Raw genomic sequence first — 18,874 nt, forward strand, 5'->3', positions numbered from 1 at the left:
TTGTGGGGACGGGCGACCGGGCTACCTGTCAGTCTCCTTGTGCCGCAAGGGACTTACGGGAATAGTGAGCCGTCCGACCAGGCGGATACCGCGGGACGACCTTCCCTGCTCGGGCACCGGCCAGGACCGGGCCCAGGTGTCCGCAACGCACCGAGTTTGCATGATTTGCCACACGGGGAGACTCAGTGAACGATCGGATGCTTCGCGCCTTCGTCACCTGTGCACGAACGGGCAGCGTGACCAGAACGGCCAGCGCCTTGGGCTACTCGGCCGCCAGCATCAGCGACCAGATCCGCCAGCTCGAAGTCCGCACCAGACAGCCGCTGTTCCAGCGCACACCCGGAGGCATGAGTCTGACCGAAGCGGGTAGGCGCATGGTTCCGGTGGCCCACGATATTCTCTCGCGGATGGATCTGCTCTGCCGCTGCGAGGAATTGCCCGGACACGGCAGGCGGCGCCGCGGCCACCATTCCGCACCGCTACGGGAAGTGCACGCCGTGCACCGCACCGCCTGATTTGGCGGGCATTCACCGCCGCATTCACCACCGGATTCGCGAAAGAAAAGCAACGCATTCACGCCGCGGCGTGCGCCGAGGCGGGGAGCGATGGGCGAAGCATCGCTCCCCGCCTTCGCATGTGCGGGTTCCCGCTCGGCGCGGCGCCTTGCCGCCCTCTTCCCGCGGCGCATTCCTCACGGTCTTCCCCGCGGCGCATTCCCCGCGGCGCATCCCCCGGCGGTTTCGCCGCCCGGTCGCACGCTCCGCACCACCGCGGACCCGGCGCCCCGGGCGGGAGGGGTTACCGCCCGCCGGAGTCCGCCGGCGGTTCCGCCTCCGGACCCCGGGCGATGGCCTGGAGTCCCTCGCAGTGCTCCTGGAAGATCCGCCTGCCCTTCGGGGTGGCCTTGAGCCAGGTGCGCGGGCGCTTCCCGAGATACCCCTTCTCGACCTCGACCAGACCCGCCTCCTCCAGCGCCGCGGACTGCTTGGAGAGCGCCGAGTCGCTGACCTCCACCACGTCCCGGACGAAGCGGAACTCCAGCCGTTCCGCCGTGGCCAGCGCGGCCAGCACGGAGAACCGGACCGGGGACTGCAACAGCGGCTCCAGCCGGTGCCGCGGGTGCCGTGCGGTGCTGCTCACCGCGCGCCCGCCCGGCGGGCCAGCAGCGCCGCGCCCAGCGTCCACGCCGCGAGTACGGCCAGCGCGGCAGGCCACCACAGCGCCGGGGCTCCCCCGGGCCAGACCGAGCCGGTGACGACCGCCGTCACGTACAGGGCGCTCCAGCCCGCGCTGAAGACGAGGTGGAAGCGGTGGAAGCGGCGGGTGACCACGGGCCGGGTGCCGGCGTATCCCATGGCCGCCATGCCGAGGACGGCCCCGACCGCGTTGAGCGTGACGGCGGCCGCGGGAGCCGTCCGGGCCGCCGCGGCGGCGCCGAGCAGCAGCACGGTGAATCCGAGGAAGCCCAGCAGGTAGCGCGCGTACCAGTCGGCGTGGGCCCGCTGTCCGGCCCCCTGCACCGCGTCCCGCCGGGCGAGTGCCGCCCGCGCCTGCGCTGCCTCCATGACCTGCCTCCCGTGTTGTCGGCCGTTCACGTTCTTTCAGGTTAGGCATCTACTTTCCATTTTGGCAAGTCCTCTGCTCACTGTCCGTGCACTTGACAAGCTTTGCATAATGCAAAAGTAAGAAGGGAGCAGTGATGGTCGGCATGAGGGCTGGTATCAGCAGAGGTACGACGAGCGCATGGGTGCGCTCCGCACCATGGGGGCTGATGCTGCTGGCCGTCCTCACCGGAGCAGGCGCGGGCCTCGGCTCGATCGTGTTCCGCTGGTGCATCGAGCAGTTCACCCGGCTCTTCTCCGGACACGAGGACTACGCCGCCGACCCCGGCTCGGCACACCCCCACCTGTCCTGGCTGGGCCCGTTCTTCGTGGTGCTGGCGCCGGTGGTGGGCGGACTGCTGTACGGCCCGCTCGTCCAGCGCTTCGCCAAGGAGGCACGCGGACACGGGGTGCCCGAGGTGATGCTCGCGGTGGCGCAGCGCGGCGGGCGGATCAGCCCCAAGGTCGCCGTCGTCAAGACACTCGCCTCCGCGCTGACCATCGGCTCCGGCGGCTCGGTGGGCCGCGAGGGCCCGATCGTGCAGGTCGGCTCAGCGCTCGGGGCCACCATGGGCCGGCTGGTGCGCGCCGACGAGGGGCGGCTGCGGCTGCTGGTGGCCTGCGGCGCCGCGGGCGGGATCGCCGCGACGTTCAACGCCCCGCTGGCCGGCGTGTTCTTCGCCATGGAACTCATCCTGATGACCTTCAGCGCCGAGGCGTTCGGCGCCGCGGTGCTCTCCAGCGTCACCGCGAGCGTGATCGGCCGGGCCGCGTTCGGGGACGTGGCCTTCCTCGAACTCCCCGCCTTCCACGTCGACCACCTGGGCCAGTACGGGCTCTTCGCGGTGCTGGGAGTGGTCGCCGGCGCCGTGGGCGTGGGCTTCTCGCGCATCCTGTACGCGATCGAGGACGCCTGCGACTGGCTGTGGCGCGGACCCGAGTGGCTGCGGCCCGCCGCCGGAGGACTGGTGCTGGGGCTGCTGCTGCTCGCGCTGCCGCAGATGTACGGAGTGGGCTACCCGGTGCTGGAGAACGCCACCGAGGGCGAGTACGCGGTGGGCTTCCTGCTGCTGCTGCTCGTCGGCAAGGTCCTGGCGACCAGCGTGACGATCGGCATCGGCGGCTCCGGCGGCGTGTTCGCGCCGAGCCTGTTCATGGGCGCGATGCTGGGCGCCGCCTACGGCGCCGTGCTGCACCAGCTGCTGCCGAACAGCGCGGGCGCCGTCGGCGCCTACGCGCTGGTGGGGATGGGCGCGGTCTTCGCCGGGGCGTCCCGCGCACCGATCACCGCCGTGGTCATCCTCTTCGAGCTGACCGGCGAGTACTCGATCATCCTGTCCATGATGCTGGCCATCGCGCTGGCCACGGCGACCGGCCGGCTGCTGTCCCGGGACACCGTCTACACGCTCAAGCTGCGCCGCCGCGGCATCGACCTGGAGGGCCCGGCCCAGGGCGCGCCGCTGGGCCGCCAGCCGGTCGGCTCCGTGATGGAGGCGCTGCCCGAACCGCTCTGCGCCACCACGCCGCTGACCGAGGCGGCCGACGTGCTGAGCCTCTCCGGGCACGGGGCGCTCCCGGTGCTGGACACCGCCGGCCGGTACGCCGGAGTGGTCACCACCCGGGCGGTGGCCGAGGCGCTGTCCGAGCAGCCGGACGGCGCCCCCACCACGGCGGGCGACCTGGTCCACCGGCCGCCGGTCGTCGAGCCGGACGAGCCGCTGGTCACGGCGCTGCACTCGCTCGCGGACTCGGTGGGCAGCGGGATGCCGGTGCTGGACCCCGAACGGGGCGTGCCGGTGGGCTGGCTCAGCCACCGCAGCGCCCTGCGCGCCCTCCACGCCCCGGCCGCAGCGCCGGCCCCGGAGTCCGTACCGGCCTGACCGTACCCGAGCGCCGGCCGGCTCCCGGGCCGGACGGCGGGCCGGGCCGGACGGCGGGCCGGGCGACGGAGCGGGCGCCGGGTCAGGTCACGGCCGGTCCGGGGGCTGGTCCGACAGCGGGTCCGAGGGCTGGTCGCGGGGGACGTGCGGAGCCTGTCCCGCCGGTCTGCCCGGGGACGGCCGCCCGGGACCGCCCGGCGACGGCTCCCCCGGACCGCCCGGGGACCGCTCCGCGGCCCCGTCCGGCGCGGCCGGCGGTGCCGCGAGGTCGGCCAGGTCGCCCCAGCCCAGCGGGTAGGGGACATCGGCGTCCGTGGGAGGCACCGGCGGTTCGCCGCCCGCCCGGTTGAAGTCCGTCAGGGCCTCGATGAGCGCCGCACGCCGGTCGGGGGCGAGCCGTTCCACGACGGCCGCCAGCTCCCGGCGGCGGCGGGAGGTGACGCTGCCCACGATGCGCCGCCCCTCGCCGGTGAGCGTGAGGAGAGTCTCGCGGCGGTTGTGCGGGTTGGTCTGGCGGTCCACGAACCCGGCCGTGATCAGCCGGTCCGCCATCCGCATGGCCGTCGAGGGCGCCACCCGCAGCAGCTCGGCGACCGCCACCAGTTTGGTGGCGCCGCGGGAGGAGAGGGCCACCAGCATCCGGAACTGCGGCAGCGTCACCCGGTCCTCGACCTCGGCCAGCGAACTGGCCGACACCGCCACCAGCACCCTGGACGCGGTCAGCACGGCGCGGGTGACCGCGTCCACATCGTCCAAACCCTCCAGCGGGTCTCCGCTCTCGGTCATGTCCCCTTTTTACCGCTTCCTTCTCTTCCGTATCCTGCGGTCTCCCGGGCCGGACGGTCACCGGGCCGCCCGCCCGTCCCGGGCACGCGGGGCCTCAGTCGCGCCCGGGGCCGCGCCCGGGGCGATAGCGCACCAAAAGCATCGCGGCGTCGTCGTCCTGGACGCCACCGGTGTAGCTCTCCACATCCTCGCGCAGCGTGTCCAGCGCGGCCTGCGCGTCGCCGGTGCGCAGCAGCCCGCCCTTGTCCTTGAGCGGATAGAAGTCGCCCTCGCCGTTCCGGGCCTCGGTCACCCCGTCGGTGTAGAGGAGGAGTTGGTCGCCCGGCGCGAACTCGGCGCTGAACGCGGCGGGCGGCTCGCCGCCGTGCGCGGCCAGCCCGAGCGGCAGCGCGTAGCTGGCCGGCCGGGGGAAGTCCACCGTGCCGCCCCGGCGGACCAGCATCGGCGGCGGATGGCCGTGATTGAGGAAGACCACGGTGCGCTCCTTGGGGCGGACCTCGGCGATGATGGCCGTCACGAACTTCTCGTCCTCCAACTCCCGGCCCACGCTGCGCTCCAGCCGAGCGCCCAGCTGCGTCAGGTCCGGCTCCTCGTAGGCGGCCTCCCGGAAGGTGCCCAGCACCACGGACGCGGTCTCCACCGCCGCCAGCCCCTTGCCCTGCACATCGCCGACGATCAGCCGTATCCGGTCGGCGGACGCGGCCACCTCGTACAGATCGCCGCCGATCCGCGCCTCGGCCACGGCCGAGGTGTAGGAGACCGCCACCCGCAGCGGCCCCGCGCTGCGCGGAACCGGGCGCAGCAGCACCCGCTGGGCGACCTCCGCGATCGACCGCACGCTGGCCAGCTCCTGCTCACGCCGGCCCCGCATGATCGCGGCCACCACACCGGCGACGGTGACCCCGACGACGGAGGCCAGCGCCGTGTAGCCGCGCCGGGTCAGCAGGAGGTCGTCGTAGACCCCGAGCCCGACGCAGAGCAGCATCGCCAGCGCGCCGACGACCAGGGTGCGCCGCCAGGTGCCGACCAGTCCGGCGAAGGCGGGACCGAGGGAGACCAGCGGCAGGAAACCCACCTCGGGGCCGGCCAGCATGTCGACACCGGCCACCACCGCCATCACCAGGACCGGCAGCAGTACCAGCACGGTGTAGGTACGCTGCTCGCGCCCCTCAGCCATGGTGCTCCCTTGCGACGTCGCGCCCGCGGAACCGCTTCCGCCGCGGTCCTTCGCTCGGAACTTCACCCTAAGCAACGGCCGCAGCGGGCCACGGGTGCCCCGGCCGTCTCGTTATCCGATCGCAGCGCCCCGCCGAAGCCCTGGGTACGGCCCCGGTGCCCCGTCACCGGCCCGGCCGCGGGCGGGGCCGGGCAGGGCCGCGGCCGGCCGCGGTCCCGTCCGGGGCCCCGGCGAGCCCCCGCCCGGGTACCGGGGGCGCTCCCGTCCCGATGCCGGGCGTGCTCACCCCCGCTCCGGTGCCCGGGTGCCCGGCTGCCGGAGCAGGGCCGCCTCCACGGCTGCCACCCGGTCGGCCAGCAGGCCGAGCGCGGCGACGGCCCGGGCCATCGGGTCGGTGTCGGTGTCGCCGAGGGCCTGGGTGCGGACGTAGCCGCGCTTGATCTCCGCCCACCGGTCCGCACGGTCGCCGTCGAGCACACCGCGCAGCTCGGCCAGCTTCAGCAGGTTGGCCTCCGCGTCCGCGGTGAGGGTCTGCGCCTCGGCGGTGAAGTGGTCCTCGACCAGGGCGCCCAGCTCCGCGTCGTTCATGACCGGCTGCACCCGCTGCACGATCTTGTTCATGGTGCGGTACGAGCCCTGGAGCCGGAACGGCGGCTCGGTGCGGGTCGCGTCGGTCTGCCCGGCGGAGGCGATGTAGGCCCGGTTGACCGCGAGGACGGTCTCGCGCACCGCCAGCACGTGGCGCAGCACGGCCAGGATCCGGTCCAGCTCGGCGGGCGGGCAGGGGTGGGAGAGCCGGTCGGCCCGCGCCTCGGACGCACCGCGGGCCAGCGCGACCAGCAGCTCGATGTCCGCCCGGGGGCGGGCGGCCAGCGGCGCCAGCACCGGGTGGGAGGTCAGCGCGTTCTCCACGAAGCTGAGCGCGAAGGCGTCCTGCTTGCCCGTCAGCACCTCGCCCAGGTTCCACACGTCGGCCCGGTTGGCCAGCATGTCGGGGATGCGGAAGCGGCTGCCGGAACCGGTGTAGGGGTTTCCGGCCATGCAGACGGCGAAGCGCTTGCCGCGCAGGTCGTAGGTGTGCGGTGCGCCCTCCCAGACGCCCTCCACCCGCCGGGTGCCGTCGCACAGCGGGATGAACTTCTCCAGGAACCCGGGTGCGGTGTGCTGGATGTCGTCCACGTACAGCAGGGTGTTGCTGCCCGTCTTCAGCGCGAGGTTGATCTTCTCCAGCTCCTGCCGGGCCGTGGCGTGGGGCGCCTGCGCCGGGTCCAGCGAGGTCACCTCGGAGCCGAGGGCCGGGCCGTTCACCTTGACGAGCAGCAGCCCGAGCCGTTCGGCCACGTACTCCAGCAGTGTCGTCTTGCCGTACCCCGGCGGTGAGAGCAGGAGCAGCAGTCCGCCGAGCGCGCCGGCTCCGGTGTCGGTACCGAGCTGCTTGGCCAGGTTCTCGCCGATCAGCGGCAGCCACACCTCGTCGATGAGTCTGCTGCGGACGAATCCGGGCAGGGCCTGCGGCCGGTGGTCCGCCAGCCGCAGCCGGTCCCGCTCCCGCGCGACCAGCCGGGCGCGGCGCCGCTGGTGGGCGCGGAAGGCGGGCACGGCCTCGGCGCGGAAGGCGGCGGTGCGGGCGAGGAACTCGTCGATGCGCACCGTGAGTTCGCCGTCGCGGATGCGCGGGTGGGCGCCGAGCAGTCCGGTGGTGGTGCGGACGAGCGGCGCGTCGCCGTCGTAGCGCTCCAGCTCCGGGCACAGCTGCGCGGCCGCGGCCTCGGCGAGGTCGCCGGGGGTGGCGCCGGAGCCGGTGGAGCGGGCATGGGAGGACAGCCAGGCGATGGCCAGTTGGTGCCGTTCGGTGAGGGTGTCCAGCGCGGCGAGGTCGGCCAGGTGTCCGTCGTGCAGGTCCGGGCCGATGCTGTGCCGGAATTTCTCCAGCAGCGTGCGGGCCGCTCCGCTGAGCACGAACCCGGCGGGGTTGCCGGTCAGTTCGTGCAGCAGGTAGTCGGCGGCGGCCTCCGGCCGGACGCCGGCCCCGGCGGCGGCCGGCTGCTCCCGGCCGAACACCCCGATCGCGTGCGCCAGTTCGTCGCGGAGTCCGGCACCGGCCTCCACCGGCCCGAAGGTCTCGCCCGCGCGGGCCAGCGAGACGGCCCGCCGCGTCCAGGCGCCCCGCTGTCCGGGCGTGGTGCCGTGGGTCCAGAACAGCTGCGCGGCGGCCCGGGCACCCGGCTCGTGGCGCAGCGCCCCGGCCCCTTCGTGCAGCTCCAGCAGGGTGCGCAGGACGAGGACGGCGTCGTGGTCGTGGACGCCGCGCTCATAGCCCTCGTCGTAGGCGTCCCGTGCGGCCTGCCGGACCAGTCCGGGCAGGTCCTCGGCCGCGCCGAGGACCTGCGGGCCGTGCTCGTCCAGCAGCCGGGCCGCCAGATGTTCGGCGCGGTAGACCTCCGCCGACTCGGACGGGAGCAGCCGCTCGCCCAGTGCCCGGTCGGCCAGCAGCTCCGGATCGGTGACGGGTCTGCGGTAGTCGGTGCCGGTCAGGGTGAGGGCCAGCCCGTCCCCGTCGGGTACCAGGGTCAGGTCCAGCGGCTGGGAGTTGACCGCGAAGCGGTGGCGGCCCAGGCGCAGCACACTGCCGCCGTCCAGGTACAGCTCGCCGCGGTCCCGCAGGGCACGTGCGGCCTCCTGACGCGCGGTCGACAGCCGGTCCTCCAGCTCCTGGGCACGGGCCGGCTCGCCCGACTCGCGCAGCGCACCGGCGGTGCGCCGCACGGCGTCCGCCATCGGGTCGGAGGTGAAGAACGCGGCGAGTTCCTGACTGTCGGCCAGCTCGGCGGCGCGCCGGGCGAGGGTGGCCAGGGTGCGCTCGGCGGAGCCGACGAGCTGTTCGGTGCGGCGGGCCCTGGCGTCGGCCAGCGCCTGTTTGCGGGCGGCGAAGGCGTCGTTGAGCTCGGCGCGCTTGGCGTCGAGGTCGGCGAGGAAGTCCGGGGACTCGGCGAACCGCCGCTCCAGGTCCTCGACCTTCGCCAGCAGCCGGGCGTGCTGGGTGTCGCACTGCTGCGGGGTGTCGCCCGCGGCGAGCGCGGCGGTGAGGGACTGGCCCAGCAGTGCGAACTCCGCGGCGAACTCGGCCCGGGACTCGCTCGCGAGCAGCGCGCGGCGGCGGGCCTCCGCCGTGGCGCGGGCCCGGTTGAGCCCCCCGGCCACCTCCGAGACGCGCTCCAGGACGGCGGTGCGCACGGCCGCGTCGCCCGCCTCCAGCGCGCCGATCACCTCGGTGACGGTGCGCAGCCCCTGGTCCAGGGCGGTGATCCGGTCGGCGACGGCGGCGGCCTCGGCGGCCGTGCCGGCGTCCCGGGCGGCGGCGATCAGCTCCTCGATCTCGCGGTGGTGGTCCGCGAACGCGCCTTCCTCGCGCAGGCTCTCGACCGCGCGCAGCCCGAAGGCGGCCAGTTCGGCTTCGGCTTCGGCCGCCAGTTCGGCGGCGCGCGCGGTGTCGGCGTAGCGCGTCTCGGCGCAGCCGAGCAGTCTGCCCTGGGCGGCGCGCAGCGCGGTCAGCCCCTCGACCCAGGCGGTGGCCGGGCGGGGCTCGTCGCCGCGTACCCGCCGCACCACGCCGGCCAGTCCGGCTGCCGCGGCCTCCAGTTCCTCGGCGGCCTGCCGGGTGAGGTCGCGGACGGTCTCGAACTCGGCGAGCACCTGTGCGGCGGTGCCCGCCACCTCCTGGAGCGGGGTGTGCAGGTCGCCGGTCTCCGGGGCGCCCAGCCAGGGGTGGCTGTCCGCGGTGCGCCCGCAGGCCGCGGCCAGGGCCCGGTAGCGCTCCGCGGTGGGCTCGCCGTGTGCGGGTGCGGCGGTGCGGGCGACGGCCAGGCACGCGGAGATGCCGCCGACCAGGTCCCGGTTGCCGATCCGGGCCAGCGGTCCGGCGTCCCCGTCCGCCGTTCCTCCGGCGGCGGCCTCGAACGCGTCGGACACGTACGGGGACGCCCAGGTCTGCACGGTGTGCACCCGTCCGGGCTCCGCGCCGTCGTCGCCGTCCGCGCGCAGCACGGCCAGGGTGCCGTCGCCGAAGAGCGCGTGCCCCTTGCAGACCAGCGGGGCGGCGAACTCCTGGCGCAGGGTGCTGTAGGACAGCAGCAGGTCGCGGCCGCCGTCCTCGGGCGCGTGGAAGGCGAAGAGCACGTCCTCGCCGTTGGGGGCCCGCAGCGCGGCCTCGAAGCCGAACCCGGCGGTGTCCACCGCGTCGAAGGTCTTCCACTCGCCCGAGGCCAGGTAGTAGCCGCCGGGGAAGACCACACCGCCGTCGCCGGGCAGTCGGCGGCAGGCCGTGCCGATCCCGTCCAGCCGGACCACCTGCCGGGTGAGCGGGTCGACGACCAGGTAGCGGCGCTGCTCCTCCTTGTAGGGCCGCACCCGCAGCAGGACGAGCGGGCCGACGGCGGCGTGGGCGATCTCCGCGTCCGCGAGCGACTGGAGAGCGTCACCGACCGGCTCGCGGTACAGCTCGCCGGCGTCCGCGGCGCCGGAGCCGTCCACGGCACCGGTCCCCGCCCCGTTACCGGTTCCGGTGCCGTCCCCGTCCCCGTCCCCGTCCCCGACGGTGAGGAAGCCGCCGACCGTGGAGACCCGGATGCCGTCGCCGATTGCGGCATACGGACGGCGTCCGGCGACGTGGTCCTCGCGGGTCGCCTCGGTCCACGCCAGATCCGGCTCGGGCGGGGCCGTGTGGTCGCGCTCGCCGCGCGCGTCCAGGAACCTGGCGCTGCCGCCGTCCGGGGCGAGCTCCCAGCGCAGCACCCGGATGTCGGCGGGGTTCTCGCCGGTCTGGAAGACGGCCAGCAGCCTGCCCTCGACCGGACGCAGCCGCAGCAGCCTGGCGTGCCGGTAGTAGCGGTGCAGCGCGGCGAACTCGTGCCGGAAGTCGGCGTCGTCCAGCAGTCCGGGCACCGCGTCGGCGGGCAGCGGGTTCAGCTCCCGGTCGTGGAGGGCCAGCACGTCGCCCGGTTCGGTCCGGCCGTCCGCCGAGGGCGGCCCGGCGTGGCGGCCGAACAGCAGCAGGTCCCCCACCGCCACCACGTCGCGCGGCAGGCTCGGCCGTTCGCTGTGCAGCCGCCCGGTGCCGGTCAGCGCCATCCGGCGGGCGCCGAACTCCTCGGTGCGCAGCACATCGAGCGCCTCGGCGCGGCGGGCGAGTTCGGCGGCCTGCGCGGCGAGCCGGTCGCGCAGCACCTCGTACGTTCCGGTGTCCGGACCGGTCTCCATCGCGGGCTTCCTTCCTCGGGGCGGGTGGGTCGGGGCCGGGGCCGGCCTGTACGGACGCGGGCCGGCCCCGGCTCGGGGCTGCGGGTCAGTCCCGGCCGCCGCCGTGCGCGGCGGCGGTGCGGCCGTCCCCGTTCAGCTCGGCCAGCGGCATGTCCGCCAGACCGAGCTCGCGTGCGCTCGCCAGCAGTTCGCCCAGCCGGCCGGACTGCTGCCCGCCGTCGCCCATCAGCTTCGTCAGCAGCGCGGAGACGGTCAGGTTCTGCACGTCGCCGGTGCTGAAGGAGCCCAGCACCCGGGTGAGGTCGCGGGTGAAGTCGGCGGAGCCGTCCAGCCACGGTCCGGCCAGGGCCTGCGCGGTGCGGGAGTTGTCGACGAAGCCGTCCACGCTCTTGCCCAGCGAGACGGCGGAGACGAGCCGGTCGAAGAAGGCGGACTCGCCGCCGACGATGTCGATGTCGGCGCTCTCCAGCCCCTTGGCCAGCACCGCGGCCTGTGCCTCGGCGAGCTGCCGCTGGGTGTCCAGTCCGGCCAGCCGCACCTCCTTGTCGGCCTCCAGACGCAGGCGGTACTCCTCGTGGGCGCGGGACGCCTCGTCCAGGGCCGCCATCGCCGCCGCCTTCTCCGTCAGGCCCGCGGCCTCGGCCTTGAGCGTCTCGCCGACCGCGGCGGCCTCCGCCTCCGCGCGGGCGCGGGCGCCGTCGGCCTCGGCGCGCAGCCGGGCCGCGACGGCCTCGGCCTCCGCCCGGCCGGCCTTCTCGATGACCTCGGCCTCCTTGTCGCGCACCTGGATCTCGGCGAGCCCGGGTGCGGCGTTCTCGGCCTGCACTCCCTCGGCCAGCCGCGCCTTGGCCTTGGCGTCCAGGTCGGCGGCCTTGAGCCGGGCCTCGGAGAGGGTGAGTTCCTCGGCGGCCCGGTGGGTGGCGGCCTGCTCGGCGGCCTCGGCCGCCTTGATGTCCTTGACCAGCTTCTCCTGCGCCTCGGCCTCGGCCGCGATGACGAGGGCCTGCCGGTCGCGCTCGGCCTCCTCGACCGTGCGCAGCTTCTTGATGGACTCCTCCTGCTCGGCGACGGTCCGGTCGACGGCGACGCGTTCGCGGATCACCTCGGCGATGTCCCGGCGCTGCGCCTCGACCTCCTTCTCCGCCGAGATGCGGGTCAGCTCGGTCTCCCGGTCGCGGGCGATGACCTCCAGGAGGCGGTCCTTCTCGATGCGCTCGTTCTCGATGGCGATGACGCGTTCGCGGTTCTTCTGGGCGACGGCGATCTCGCGGTTCTGGTTCTCGCGCTGCACCCCGAGCTGCTCCTCGGTGCGCAGGAACGCGGCCTGGGCGCGCTGCCGCTCCTCCTCCACGACCCGGGCCGTCTCGGCCTCCTCGCGGGCCCGCACGGTCTCGACCTCGCGCTTCTGCTTGGTCTCGGCGTCCGCCTGGCGGCGCTCCAGTTCCAGGATCGCCTCGCGCGCGTCGACGTTCTGCCGGGTGATCTCCTTCTCCTCGCCGCGCTGGAACTCGTTGGTGCGCACGTGTTCGGCGGCGGTCAGCTCGGTGATCTTCCGGATGCCCTGCGCGTCCAGCACGTTGGCGGCGTCCAGCTGGGCCAGCGGCGTCTGCTCCAGGTAGTCGATGGCCGCGTCCTCGAGGCTGTAGCCGTTCAGGTCGGTGCCGATGACCTGGATGATGCGGTCGCGCAGTTCGTCGCGCTTGGTGTACAGGTCGGCGAAGTCGAGCTGCTTGCCGACGGTCTTGAGCGCCTCGGAGAACTTGGCGTTGAACAGCTCCTGGAGCGTGCCCTTGTCGCTGGCCCGCTCGGTGCCGATGGCCTGCGCCACCTTGATGACGTCCTCGACGGTCTTGTTGACCCGCACGAAGAAGGAGATGCGGATGTCGGCGCGGATGTTGTCCTTGCAGATCAGCCCGTCCCGACCGGTGCGCGAGATGTCGATGGTCTTCACCGAGATGTCCATGACCTCGGCCTTGTGCAGGACGGGCAGCACGACCTGCCCGGTGAAGGTGACGTCGACCTTGCGCATCTTGGAGACGATCAGCGCGCGCCCCTGCTCGACCTTGCGGAAGAGCCGGGAGACGACCAGCAGGGCTGCGAACACGATCAGCAGGACGACGGCGACGAGCACGCCGAGCCCCAGGTTGAAGGTTTCCATGTGACGACCTCTGCGAAGAAGGAGCGGCTCGGGGAGCCGGTGTGCGGCGGTGGCCCGGTGGCCGCGGTCCGGCCGGGCGGCCGGTGCGCGCGCATGGCGGCGCGGCGGTCCGGGGTGTTCGGTGGTGCGGTGGTGCGGTGGTGCGGTGATCCCGTGGGTCAGTCGAAGGTGCGGCGCGGGTCGAGCGCCGGGTCGAAGGGCGCCACCCAGAAGAACTCGCCCGCGGTGTCGTAGGCGTACAGCAGGCCGGTGCTGCCCGATGTCAGCCGGGCGGTCCCGTTCTGCCGGACCTGGACGAGCGCGCTGGAGCCGTCCGCTGCGGTGACCTCGGCCTGGCCGAACCGGGCGTCCACCCGGCGGGTGCGCACGGTGCAGGTCAGGCCGACGAAGTCGTGGCGTGAGGGGCCCGTTCCGGTGGGCAGCGCCCGGGCCGCGACCCGCGCCGCGGCGCGGGCGAGCGGCCAGCCGGCCGACGGTGCGGCGACCAGCAGCACGGCGCCCGCGGCCGCCTGCGGCCCCGGCCCGAGCCCGGCCCGGTCGAGCAGCAGCCCGCCCGCCAGGCTCAGCAGCCAGGCGACCGCCGTCAGCAGCGAGACCCCGACGGCGGCCGGAAGTCCGGCCAGGCCGGAGAAGACGGCGCCGAAGGGTGCGGCGGCCTCCTCCGGGTCGACGCTGCCGAGGGCCGCGAGCAGCCAGCCGAGCACGACGACGAGCAGAGCGGCGGAGAACACGACGGTGGGGAAGGCCGTGGTCGCTTCCAGGAAAGTTCCCATGGCCGTCCCCTCCGTCGCCCCCGTTGGCCTCAGCGCCGCACCCCTGCCGGTGTACGGCACCCCCTGCCGGTGTGCGGCACTGAGGCATCCCCCCGGTTCCCCCCGGATTCCCCCGTGGTTCCCCCCGTGGCAAGCATTCTGTCCGCGGAGCACGCCGCACCGCATTGCCGGAACCCGGCAGCGTTCTCTAGGGTCTGCGTGCCGGACGGCGTCGAGGAACCGTCAACGCGGCACCAGGAGAGCGGAGATACGGGTGAGTGACGCTGCGCGCATACCGGAGACCTATCTGGACGGCTACGTCGCGCTGCTGGACGAGGTCTGCCGGACGGGCCGCCGGCTGAAGCGGGACGAGCTGGAGACCCGGCGCGAGCTGGGGGAACGCGCGGCCGACGCCGGGTTCGGGCTGCGCGATCTGGTCAGCGCGCACCTCACGGCCGCGCGGACGGCCTGGCCGGCCCTGCCGGGCGACGCCGACAGTCTGCTGACGGTGATGCACCAGGTGGTCGACGCGGTGGCCGAGGGGTACGAGCGCGCCCAGCGGCAGGCGGTGCGTCAGGAGGAGGCCACCCGGCGGGAGTTCATCGACGACCTGCTGCACGGCCGCAGCGACCTGGGCCGGCTGGCCGAGCGCGCCGAGCGCTTCGGACTGCGGCTCTCGCACACCCACGCGGTGGCCGCGGCCCGCGGTCCCGCCGACTACGACGAGAGCCACCAGGTGGCGCGCCGGGTCGAACGCGCACTGATCGCCCGCTTCCACGACCGGGGCATCCTGCTGACCACCAAGGAGGGGCGGATGCTCTGCGTGGCGCCGGGCGACCAGCCCGAGGTGCTCACCTACTTCGCGAAGCAGTGCTACGCCGCGATGGACGGCGGCCAGGTGGCAATCGGACGTGTCCAGCCCGGCCCGGGCGGGGTGGTGCAGTCGTATGAGGAAGCCGTCAGCGTGCTGGACCTCGGCGCCCGGCTGGAGCTGCGCGAACCGGTGCTCTACGCCTCGGATCTGCTGGTCTACCCGGTGCTGACCCGCGACCGGCAGGCCATGGCCGACCTCGTGCAGGCGACGCTGGGTCCGCTGGGCGCGGCCCGGGGCGGGGTCGAACCGCTGCTGGAGACGCTCACCGCGTATTTCGAGTCCGGCTGTGTGGCGGCGGAGGCGGCCCGGCGGCTCTCGCTCAGCGTGCGCGCCTTCACCTACCGGCTGGAGCGGATCCACCAGTTGACGGGGGCCAGCCCCACCGACCCCGCGCACCGCTACATGCTGCAGACCGCGGTGATCGGCGCCCGGCTGCTCGGCTGGCCCGGTACACCGCTCAGCGCGTGACGGGGGCCGGTAGCGTTCCGCCCATGAGTACACAGACGTCGGCCGGGGTGGATCCCGGCTTCTGGGAGGAGCGCCGCATCTGCTTCCTCACCACGCCGCGCCCCGACGGCACCCCGCACCTGGTGCCGGTCGGGGTGACCTACGATCCGCGGACCCGGATCGCCCGGGTCATCAGCAGCCGCTCCAGCAAGAAGGTCCGCAATGTGCTGGCCGCCGGACCCGAGGGGGTGCGCGCGGCGGTGAGCCAGGCCGAGGGGCGCCGCTGGTGCACTCTGGAGGGCACCGCCGTGGTGCGGGACGACCCGGAGTCGGTGGCCGACGCCGAGGAGCGCTACACGCGGCGCTACAAGCCGCCCCGGCCCAATCCGGACCGGGTCGTCGTCGAGATCGCCGTCACCCGGGCGCTGGGCACGGCCAGGCCCGCGGGCTGGTGAGGCGGGCCGCGCGGCCGGTCAGCCCCAGACGGCCCGGGCCAGCGCGACGCCCGCGAAGGCGGCCCCGAGTCCGGCCGCCGGGCTCACCGCCACGTTGAGCAGCGCGTAGCGGGCGGCGCCCTGCTCGGCGAGGCGCAGCGTCTCGTAGGAGAACGTGGAGTAGGTGCTCAGCGCGCCGCACAGCCCGGTGGCCAGCAGGAGCTGCGCCTGCGGCGCCCCGAGGACCGGGGCGCCGGCCAGCGCGGCGCCGGTGAGCAGGCCCAGCAGCAGGCAGCCCGCGACGTTCACGGTGAACGTGCCCCAGGGGAAGAGCGCGTCGTGCCGGGCCTGCACGGCCCGGTCGGTCAGATAGCGCAGCGGCGCGCCGACGGCGGCGCCGACGCACACGTACAGCCAGTTCACGCGCCCGCCCCGCCGGACTCCCGGGGAGCGCCGCGGCCCGGCAGGCGGACCGTCTGCACCTCGTCGAGCAGCACCGGGCTCCCCCCGGTCAGGTCCTCCAGTTCGGGGAGGAAGGCCCGGATCCGGTCGGCCTCGTCGACGATGACGACGGCCACCGGCAGGTCCTCGCTCAGCGACAGCAGCCGGGTGGTGTGCACCATCGAGGAGGCGCCGAAGCCCTCGATGCCGCGGAAGACGCTGGCGCCGGCGAGCCCGGCCGCGTGCGCCCGGTGCACGATCTCGGCGTACACGGGCCGGTGGTGGTGCTGGTCGCTCTCGCCGAGCAGCACGGTCAGCCGCAGCGCCGTCCCGTACCGGGCCGGGTCCGCTTCCGTCATCCCTGCCTCCCTGAGATCAGCCGGCGGGTGGTCCCCGCCGCGAGCCCGACCGCGGCCATCGCGCCCAGCAGCGTCAGTGCGAGATAGCCGAGCGCGGTGCCGGGCGCGTCCGCCGCCAGCAGCCGCCGGATGTCCACCGCGTAGGTGGAGAAGGTGGTGAAGCCGCCCAGCACCCCGGTTCCCAGGAACGGCCGCACCAGTCGGTGTGCCGCCCATACGTCGGTGATCAGGACCATGAACACGCCGATGACGGCGCATCCGGCCACGTTGACCCCGAGGGTGGTCCAGGGGAAGGCGTTGTGCGGGGTGGGCCACAGCTGCCCGGCGCCGTAGCGGGCGCAGGCGCCGAGCGCACCGCCGAGGGCGACCACCGCCACGACGGGACCCTGGCCGCGCAGCGCCACGGGCGTGCGCGGGGGCCGCGCGGGGCGCCGCGAAAGCCTTTCCACACCTGTCTCCTACTCGCCGGGCGCCCGTGGGCGCGCGTCGTCGCAAGCAGGGACCGTTGGCGGCGCCGTCGCCGCGGTTGGTGTCCGGCGAGCCCCACCGCCGTGCGGGGCCGGGGGCCGCCGCGCCCCCAGGTTAACGCCGCTCCCGCGGCCTCCGCACCCGCGGGAGCGGCGCCGGGCAGGGGCGCCGCCCGGAAGCCGGGAGGGTGCCCCGGGGAGCAGCGGGGCGCCGGGGACGGGTTCGCGCACCGGGCCGTCCCCCTTGCATGTGTTCGAAAATCTGGCAGGCTCCCCCCGTCCCATGCCAACACGGGGCGCATTCGGGGGTCTTGACCTCCGCACGTGGCCCGTGCCGTCGAGAGGACCCCCCATGCGTGCTGTTCACGCTCCTCTGGCCGCCCTGGGCACCGCCGCACTGCTGGTGCTGTCCCCACAGGCACCCGCCTCGGCCATGCCCCTGACCCCCACCGACCCGGCCGCCGCCTACGACGCTCCCGCCGACTACTACCAGGATGCGGAGGGCAGGACCGGCTCCGAGCTGAAGGCGGCTCTGCACGGCATCATCGAGGATTCCGAAGCGCTCTCCTACGACCAGGTGTGGGACGCGCTCAAGGCGACCGACCAGGACCCGGACGACTCCTCGTCCGTGGTGCTGCTCTACAGCGGCCGCTCGCAGAGCGCCGACGACCACGGCGGCGGCGCCGACCAGTGGAACCGGGAGCACGTCTGGGCCAAGTCGCACGGCGACTTCGGCACGGCGACCGGTCCCGGCACCGACATCCACCATCTGCGCCCCACGGATGTCTCGGTCAACAGCACCCGCGGCAACAAGGACTTCGACGAGGGCGGCGAGGAGGTCGACCAGGCGCCGGGCAACCGCACCGACGACGACTCCTTCGAGCCGCGCGACGAGGTGAAGGGCGACGTGGCCCGCATGGTGCTCTACATGGCCGTGCGCTACGAGGGCGACGACGCCTTCCCCGACCTGGAGCCCAACGACGAGGTGGACAACGGTTCGGCGCCCGCCATGGGCCGTCTCTCGGTGCTGAAGGAGTGGAACGAGCAGGACCCGCCGGACACCTTCGAGAAGCGCCGGAACGACGTCATATTCGACCAGTTCCAGCACAACCGCAATCCGTTCGTCGACCACCCGGAATGGGCCGACTCGATCTGGCCCTGAGGACGACGGCAGCGGGGCCGGAGTGCGCGGACGCGCCCCGGCCCCGCGCCCGGCCGGCACCGGCCGCTGCTCGCCGCCGTGCGCCCCCGGCGGAACGTCCCCGCCTGTGACGCTTGTCTCCGACGGCTACGTCACACCCCTCCGTGCCGATCTTCGCGCAGGCGCATCACCAGCACAGATGCCGCTGTTGGGTGTCAAGCGGCTTTAACGATCTTTAACGCTCCTCGTTGGAGCATTCGGACAGACGTGCTTACGGTCGCTCCCGCTCGACACGTTCGCCCCGCACCAGTGGGCGGACAGCCGCAACCGTAAGGAACGAAAGACCATGCTGTTCTCCGGCAAGGGCCGTCACCGCCGCCCCCGCAAGGCCGCCCGTATCGCCGCCATGACCGGTGTCGCCGGCGCGGTGGCCGCCGTGCCGCTGGTCTCCGCGACGGGCGCGCAGGCGGCCTCGGTGGACACCTGGGACAAGGTGGCCCAGTGCGAGTCGAGCGGCAACTGGCAGGCCAACACCGGCAACGGCTACTTCGGCGGCCTGCAGTTCTCCCAGTCCAGCTGGGCCGCGGCAGGCGGCACCGCCTACGCCTCCCGCGCCGACCTGGCCACCAAGGACCAGCAGATCGCCGTCGCCGAGAAACTCCTCAAGATGCAGGGCCCCGGCGCCTGGGCCTGCGCCGGAGCCGGCGGCCTCACCGCCGGCGGCCCCGCCGCCGACGTACACCCCGACGGCAACCAGGCACAGCCCCAGCAGAAGTCCGCACCGGAGCAGGCCCAGCCCAAGAAGGCGGAGCCGAAGAAGGCCGCGCCGAGCAAGCCCGCCCAGCCGCGGCGGCAGGCCCCCGGGACCGGCCACGGCAACTACACCGTCAAGCCGGGCGACACCCTCAGCGAGATCGCCGAGGCGCACGGCACCACCTGGCAGCGGGTCTACGCGGACAACAAGTCCACCGTCGGCGACGACGCGGACCTGATCCTGCCGGGCCAGAAGCTGCAGGTCGGCTGAGCCTGCCGTAGCTTCCCCAGACCGCCGTGGCCCGTGCCCCTTCCCCCGAGGGCGCGGGCCACGGCTCCTTGTTCCTC

General features: G+C 74.2%; 15 protein-coding genes and 1 pseudogene. 6 read left to right on the forward strand and 10 right to left on the reverse strand.

Features of this window, described 5'->3' with window-relative positions; genetic code table 11:
- The first annotated feature begins 185 nt into the window (after positions 1 to 185).
- Positions 186 to 515 (forward strand): helix-turn-helix domain-containing protein, encoded by a 330-nt coding sequence (locus A949_RS0125590; protein WP_069991167.1) that lies wholly within the window; start codon positions 186 to 188, stop codon positions 513 to 515.
- A gap of 283 nt (positions 516 to 798) precedes the next feature.
- Here A949_RS0125590 and A949_RS39295 read toward each other — a convergent pair whose 3' ends face one another.
- Both A949_RS39295 and A949_RS39300 read right to left on the reverse strand, forming a co-directional pair.
- Positions 799 to 1,140: a winged helix-turn-helix domain-containing protein gene (locus tag A949_RS39295; protein ID WP_019358898.1), complete on the reverse strand. Its 342-nt coding sequence runs from the start codon at positions 1,138 to 1,140 to the stop codon at positions 799 to 801.
- On the reverse strand, positions 1,137 to 1,565 hold the full coding sequence (locus A949_RS39300) for a hypothetical protein (RefSeq protein WP_019358899.1): 429 nt from the start codon (positions 1,563 to 1,565) through the stop codon (positions 1,137 to 1,139). Before A949_RS39300 ends, A949_RS39295 begins: the two co-directional genes overlap by 4 nt.
- Positions 1,566 to 1,771: 206 nt before the next feature.
- On the opposite strand from A949_RS39300, the gene A949_RS0125605 reads away from it, so the two are divergent.
- Positions 1,772 to 3,481, forward strand: a complete 1,710-nt coding sequence (locus A949_RS0125605) for a chloride channel protein (RefSeq protein WP_019358900.1) — start codon at positions 1,772 to 1,774, stop codon at positions 3,479 to 3,481.
- Positions 3,482 to 3,742: 261 nt separating this feature from the next.
- On the opposite strand, the pseudogene A949_RS34590 reads toward A949_RS0125605, so the two are convergent.
- From A949_RS34590 to A949_RS0125630, 5 genes and pseudogenes are all read right to left on the reverse strand, one after another.
- Positions 3,743 to 4,267, reverse strand: a pseudogene (locus A949_RS34590) (MarR family winged helix-turn-helix transcriptional regulator); the annotation flags it as partial.
- 94 nt (positions 4,268 to 4,361) lie between these two features.
- A complete protein-coding gene (locus tag A949_RS0125615) occupies positions 4,362 to 5,444 on the reverse strand; it encodes a PP2C family protein-serine/threonine phosphatase (RefSeq protein WP_019358902.1) in 1,083 nt (360 codons plus the stop codon).
- Positions 5,445 to 5,726: 282 nt separating this feature from the next.
- Positions 5,727 to 10,700, reverse strand: coding sequence for a DNA repair ATPase (locus tag A949_RS0125620; protein WP_019358903.1), 4,974 nt, complete (start codon positions 10,698 to 10,700; stop codon positions 5,727 to 5,729).
- An 85-nt stretch (positions 10,701 to 10,785) separates the two neighbouring features.
- Positions 10,786 to 12,858: a hypothetical protein gene (locus A949_RS0125625; protein ID WP_019358904.1), complete on the reverse strand. Its 2,073-nt coding sequence runs from the start codon at positions 12,856 to 12,858 to the stop codon at positions 10,786 to 10,788.
- A gap of 158 nt (positions 12,859 to 13,016) precedes the next feature.
- On the reverse strand, positions 13,017 to 13,631 hold the full coding sequence (locus A949_RS0125630) for a hypothetical protein (RefSeq protein WP_019358905.1): 615 nt from the start codon (positions 13,629 to 13,631) through the stop codon (positions 13,017 to 13,019).
- Positions 13,632 to 13,884: 253 nt separating this feature from the next.
- Here A949_RS0125630 and A949_RS0125635 point away from each other — a divergent pair, with 253 nt between their 5' ends.
- Complete coding sequence (locus A949_RS0125635) at positions 13,885 to 14,952, forward strand: PucR family transcriptional regulator (RefSeq protein WP_019358906.1); 1,068 nt, start codon at positions 13,885 to 13,887, stop codon at positions 14,950 to 14,952.
- 23 nt (positions 14,953 to 14,975) lie between these two features.
- Positions 14,976 to 15,386, forward strand: a complete 411-nt coding sequence (locus A949_RS0125640) for a pyridoxamine 5'-phosphate oxidase family protein (RefSeq protein ID WP_051019637.1) — start codon at positions 14,976 to 14,978, stop codon at positions 15,384 to 15,386.
- Between the two features lie 18 nt (positions 15,387 to 15,404).
- Here the strand turns inward: A949_RS0125640 and crcB (A949_RS0125645) are convergent, their stop codons facing one another.
- From crcB (A949_RS0125645) to crcB (A949_RS0125655), 3 genes are read right to left on the reverse strand one after another with little or no spacing between them, the layout of a single operon-like run.
- Entirely contained in the window at positions 15,405 to 15,788 is a 384-nt protein-coding gene (crcB, locus tag A949_RS0125645) for a fluoride efflux transporter CrcB (protein WP_019358908.1), read from the reverse strand.
- Complete coding sequence (locus tag A949_RS0125650; RefSeq protein WP_019358909.1) at positions 15,785 to 16,165, reverse strand: DUF190 domain-containing protein; 381 nt, start codon at positions 16,163 to 16,165, stop codon at positions 15,785 to 15,787. The genes crcB (A949_RS0125645) and A949_RS0125650 overlap by 4 nt, the downstream gene beginning before the upstream one ends.
- Complete coding sequence (gene crcB, locus A949_RS0125655; RefSeq protein ID WP_027760728.1) at positions 16,162 to 16,614, reverse strand: fluoride efflux transporter CrcB; 453 nt, start codon at positions 16,612 to 16,614, stop codon at positions 16,162 to 16,164. The genes A949_RS0125650 and crcB (A949_RS0125655) overlap by 4 nt, the downstream gene beginning before the upstream one ends.
- Before the next feature lie 370 nt (positions 16,615 to 16,984).
- On the opposite strand from crcB (A949_RS0125655), the gene A949_RS0125660 reads away from it, so the two are divergent.
- Both A949_RS0125660 and A949_RS0125665 read left to right on the forward strand, forming a co-directional pair.
- Positions 16,985 to 17,794 (forward strand): endonuclease, encoded by an 810-nt coding sequence (locus tag A949_RS0125660; RefSeq protein WP_019358911.1) that lies wholly within the window; start codon positions 16,985 to 16,987, stop codon positions 17,792 to 17,794.
- Between the two features lie 325 nt (positions 17,795 to 18,119).
- On the forward strand, positions 18,120 to 18,797 hold the full coding sequence (locus A949_RS0125665) for a LysM peptidoglycan-binding domain-containing protein (protein ID WP_019358912.1): 678 nt from the start codon (positions 18,120 to 18,122) through the stop codon (positions 18,795 to 18,797).
- The last annotated feature ends 77 nt before the right edge of the window (positions 18,798 to 18,874 follow it).

Source organism: Streptomyces sp. AA1529 (assembly GCF_000280905.1).
Classification (GTDB): domain Bacteria; phylum Actinomycetota; class Actinomycetes; order Streptomycetales; family Streptomycetaceae; genus Streptomyces.

Coding starts and splice junctions, on each gene's coding strand:
- A949_RS39300 (WP_019358899.1), bottom strand. CDS start 1,565: ATGGAGGCAGCGCAGGCGCGGGCGGCACTCGCCCGGCGGGACGCGGTG.
- A949_RS0125605 (WP_019358900.1), top strand. CDS start 1,772: ATGCTGCTGGCCGTCCTCACCGGAGCAGGCGCGGGCCTCGGCTCGATC.
- A949_RS0125615 (WP_019358902.1), bottom strand. CDS start 5,444: ATGGCTGAGGGGCGCGAGCAGCGTACCTACACCGTGCTGGTACTGCTG.
- A949_RS0125620 (WP_019358903.1), bottom strand. CDS start 10,700: ATGGAGACCGGTCCGGACACCGGAACGTACGAGGTGCTGCGCGACCGG.
- A949_RS0125625 (WP_019358904.1), bottom strand. CDS start 12,858: ATGGAAACCTTCAACCTGGGGCTCGGCGTGCTCGTCGCCGTCGTCCTG.
- A949_RS0125630 (WP_019358905.1), bottom strand. CDS start 13,631: ATGGGAACTTTCCTGGAAGCGACCACGGCCTTCCCCACCGTCGTGTTC.
- A949_RS0125640 (WP_051019637.1), top strand. CDS start 14,976: ATGAGTACACAGACGTCGGCCGGGGTGGATCCCGGCTTCTGGGAGGAG.
- A949_RS0125650 (WP_019358909.1), bottom strand. CDS start 16,165: ATGACGGAAGCGGACCCGGCCCGGTACGGGACGGCGCTGCGGCTGACC.
- A949_RS0125660 (WP_019358911.1), top strand. CDS start 16,985: ATGCGTGCTGTTCACGCTCCTCTGGCCGCCCTGGGCACCGCCGCACTG.
- A949_RS0125665 (WP_019358912.1), top strand. CDS start 18,120: ATGCTGTTCTCCGGCAAGGGCCGTCACCGCCGCCCCCGCAAGGCCGCC.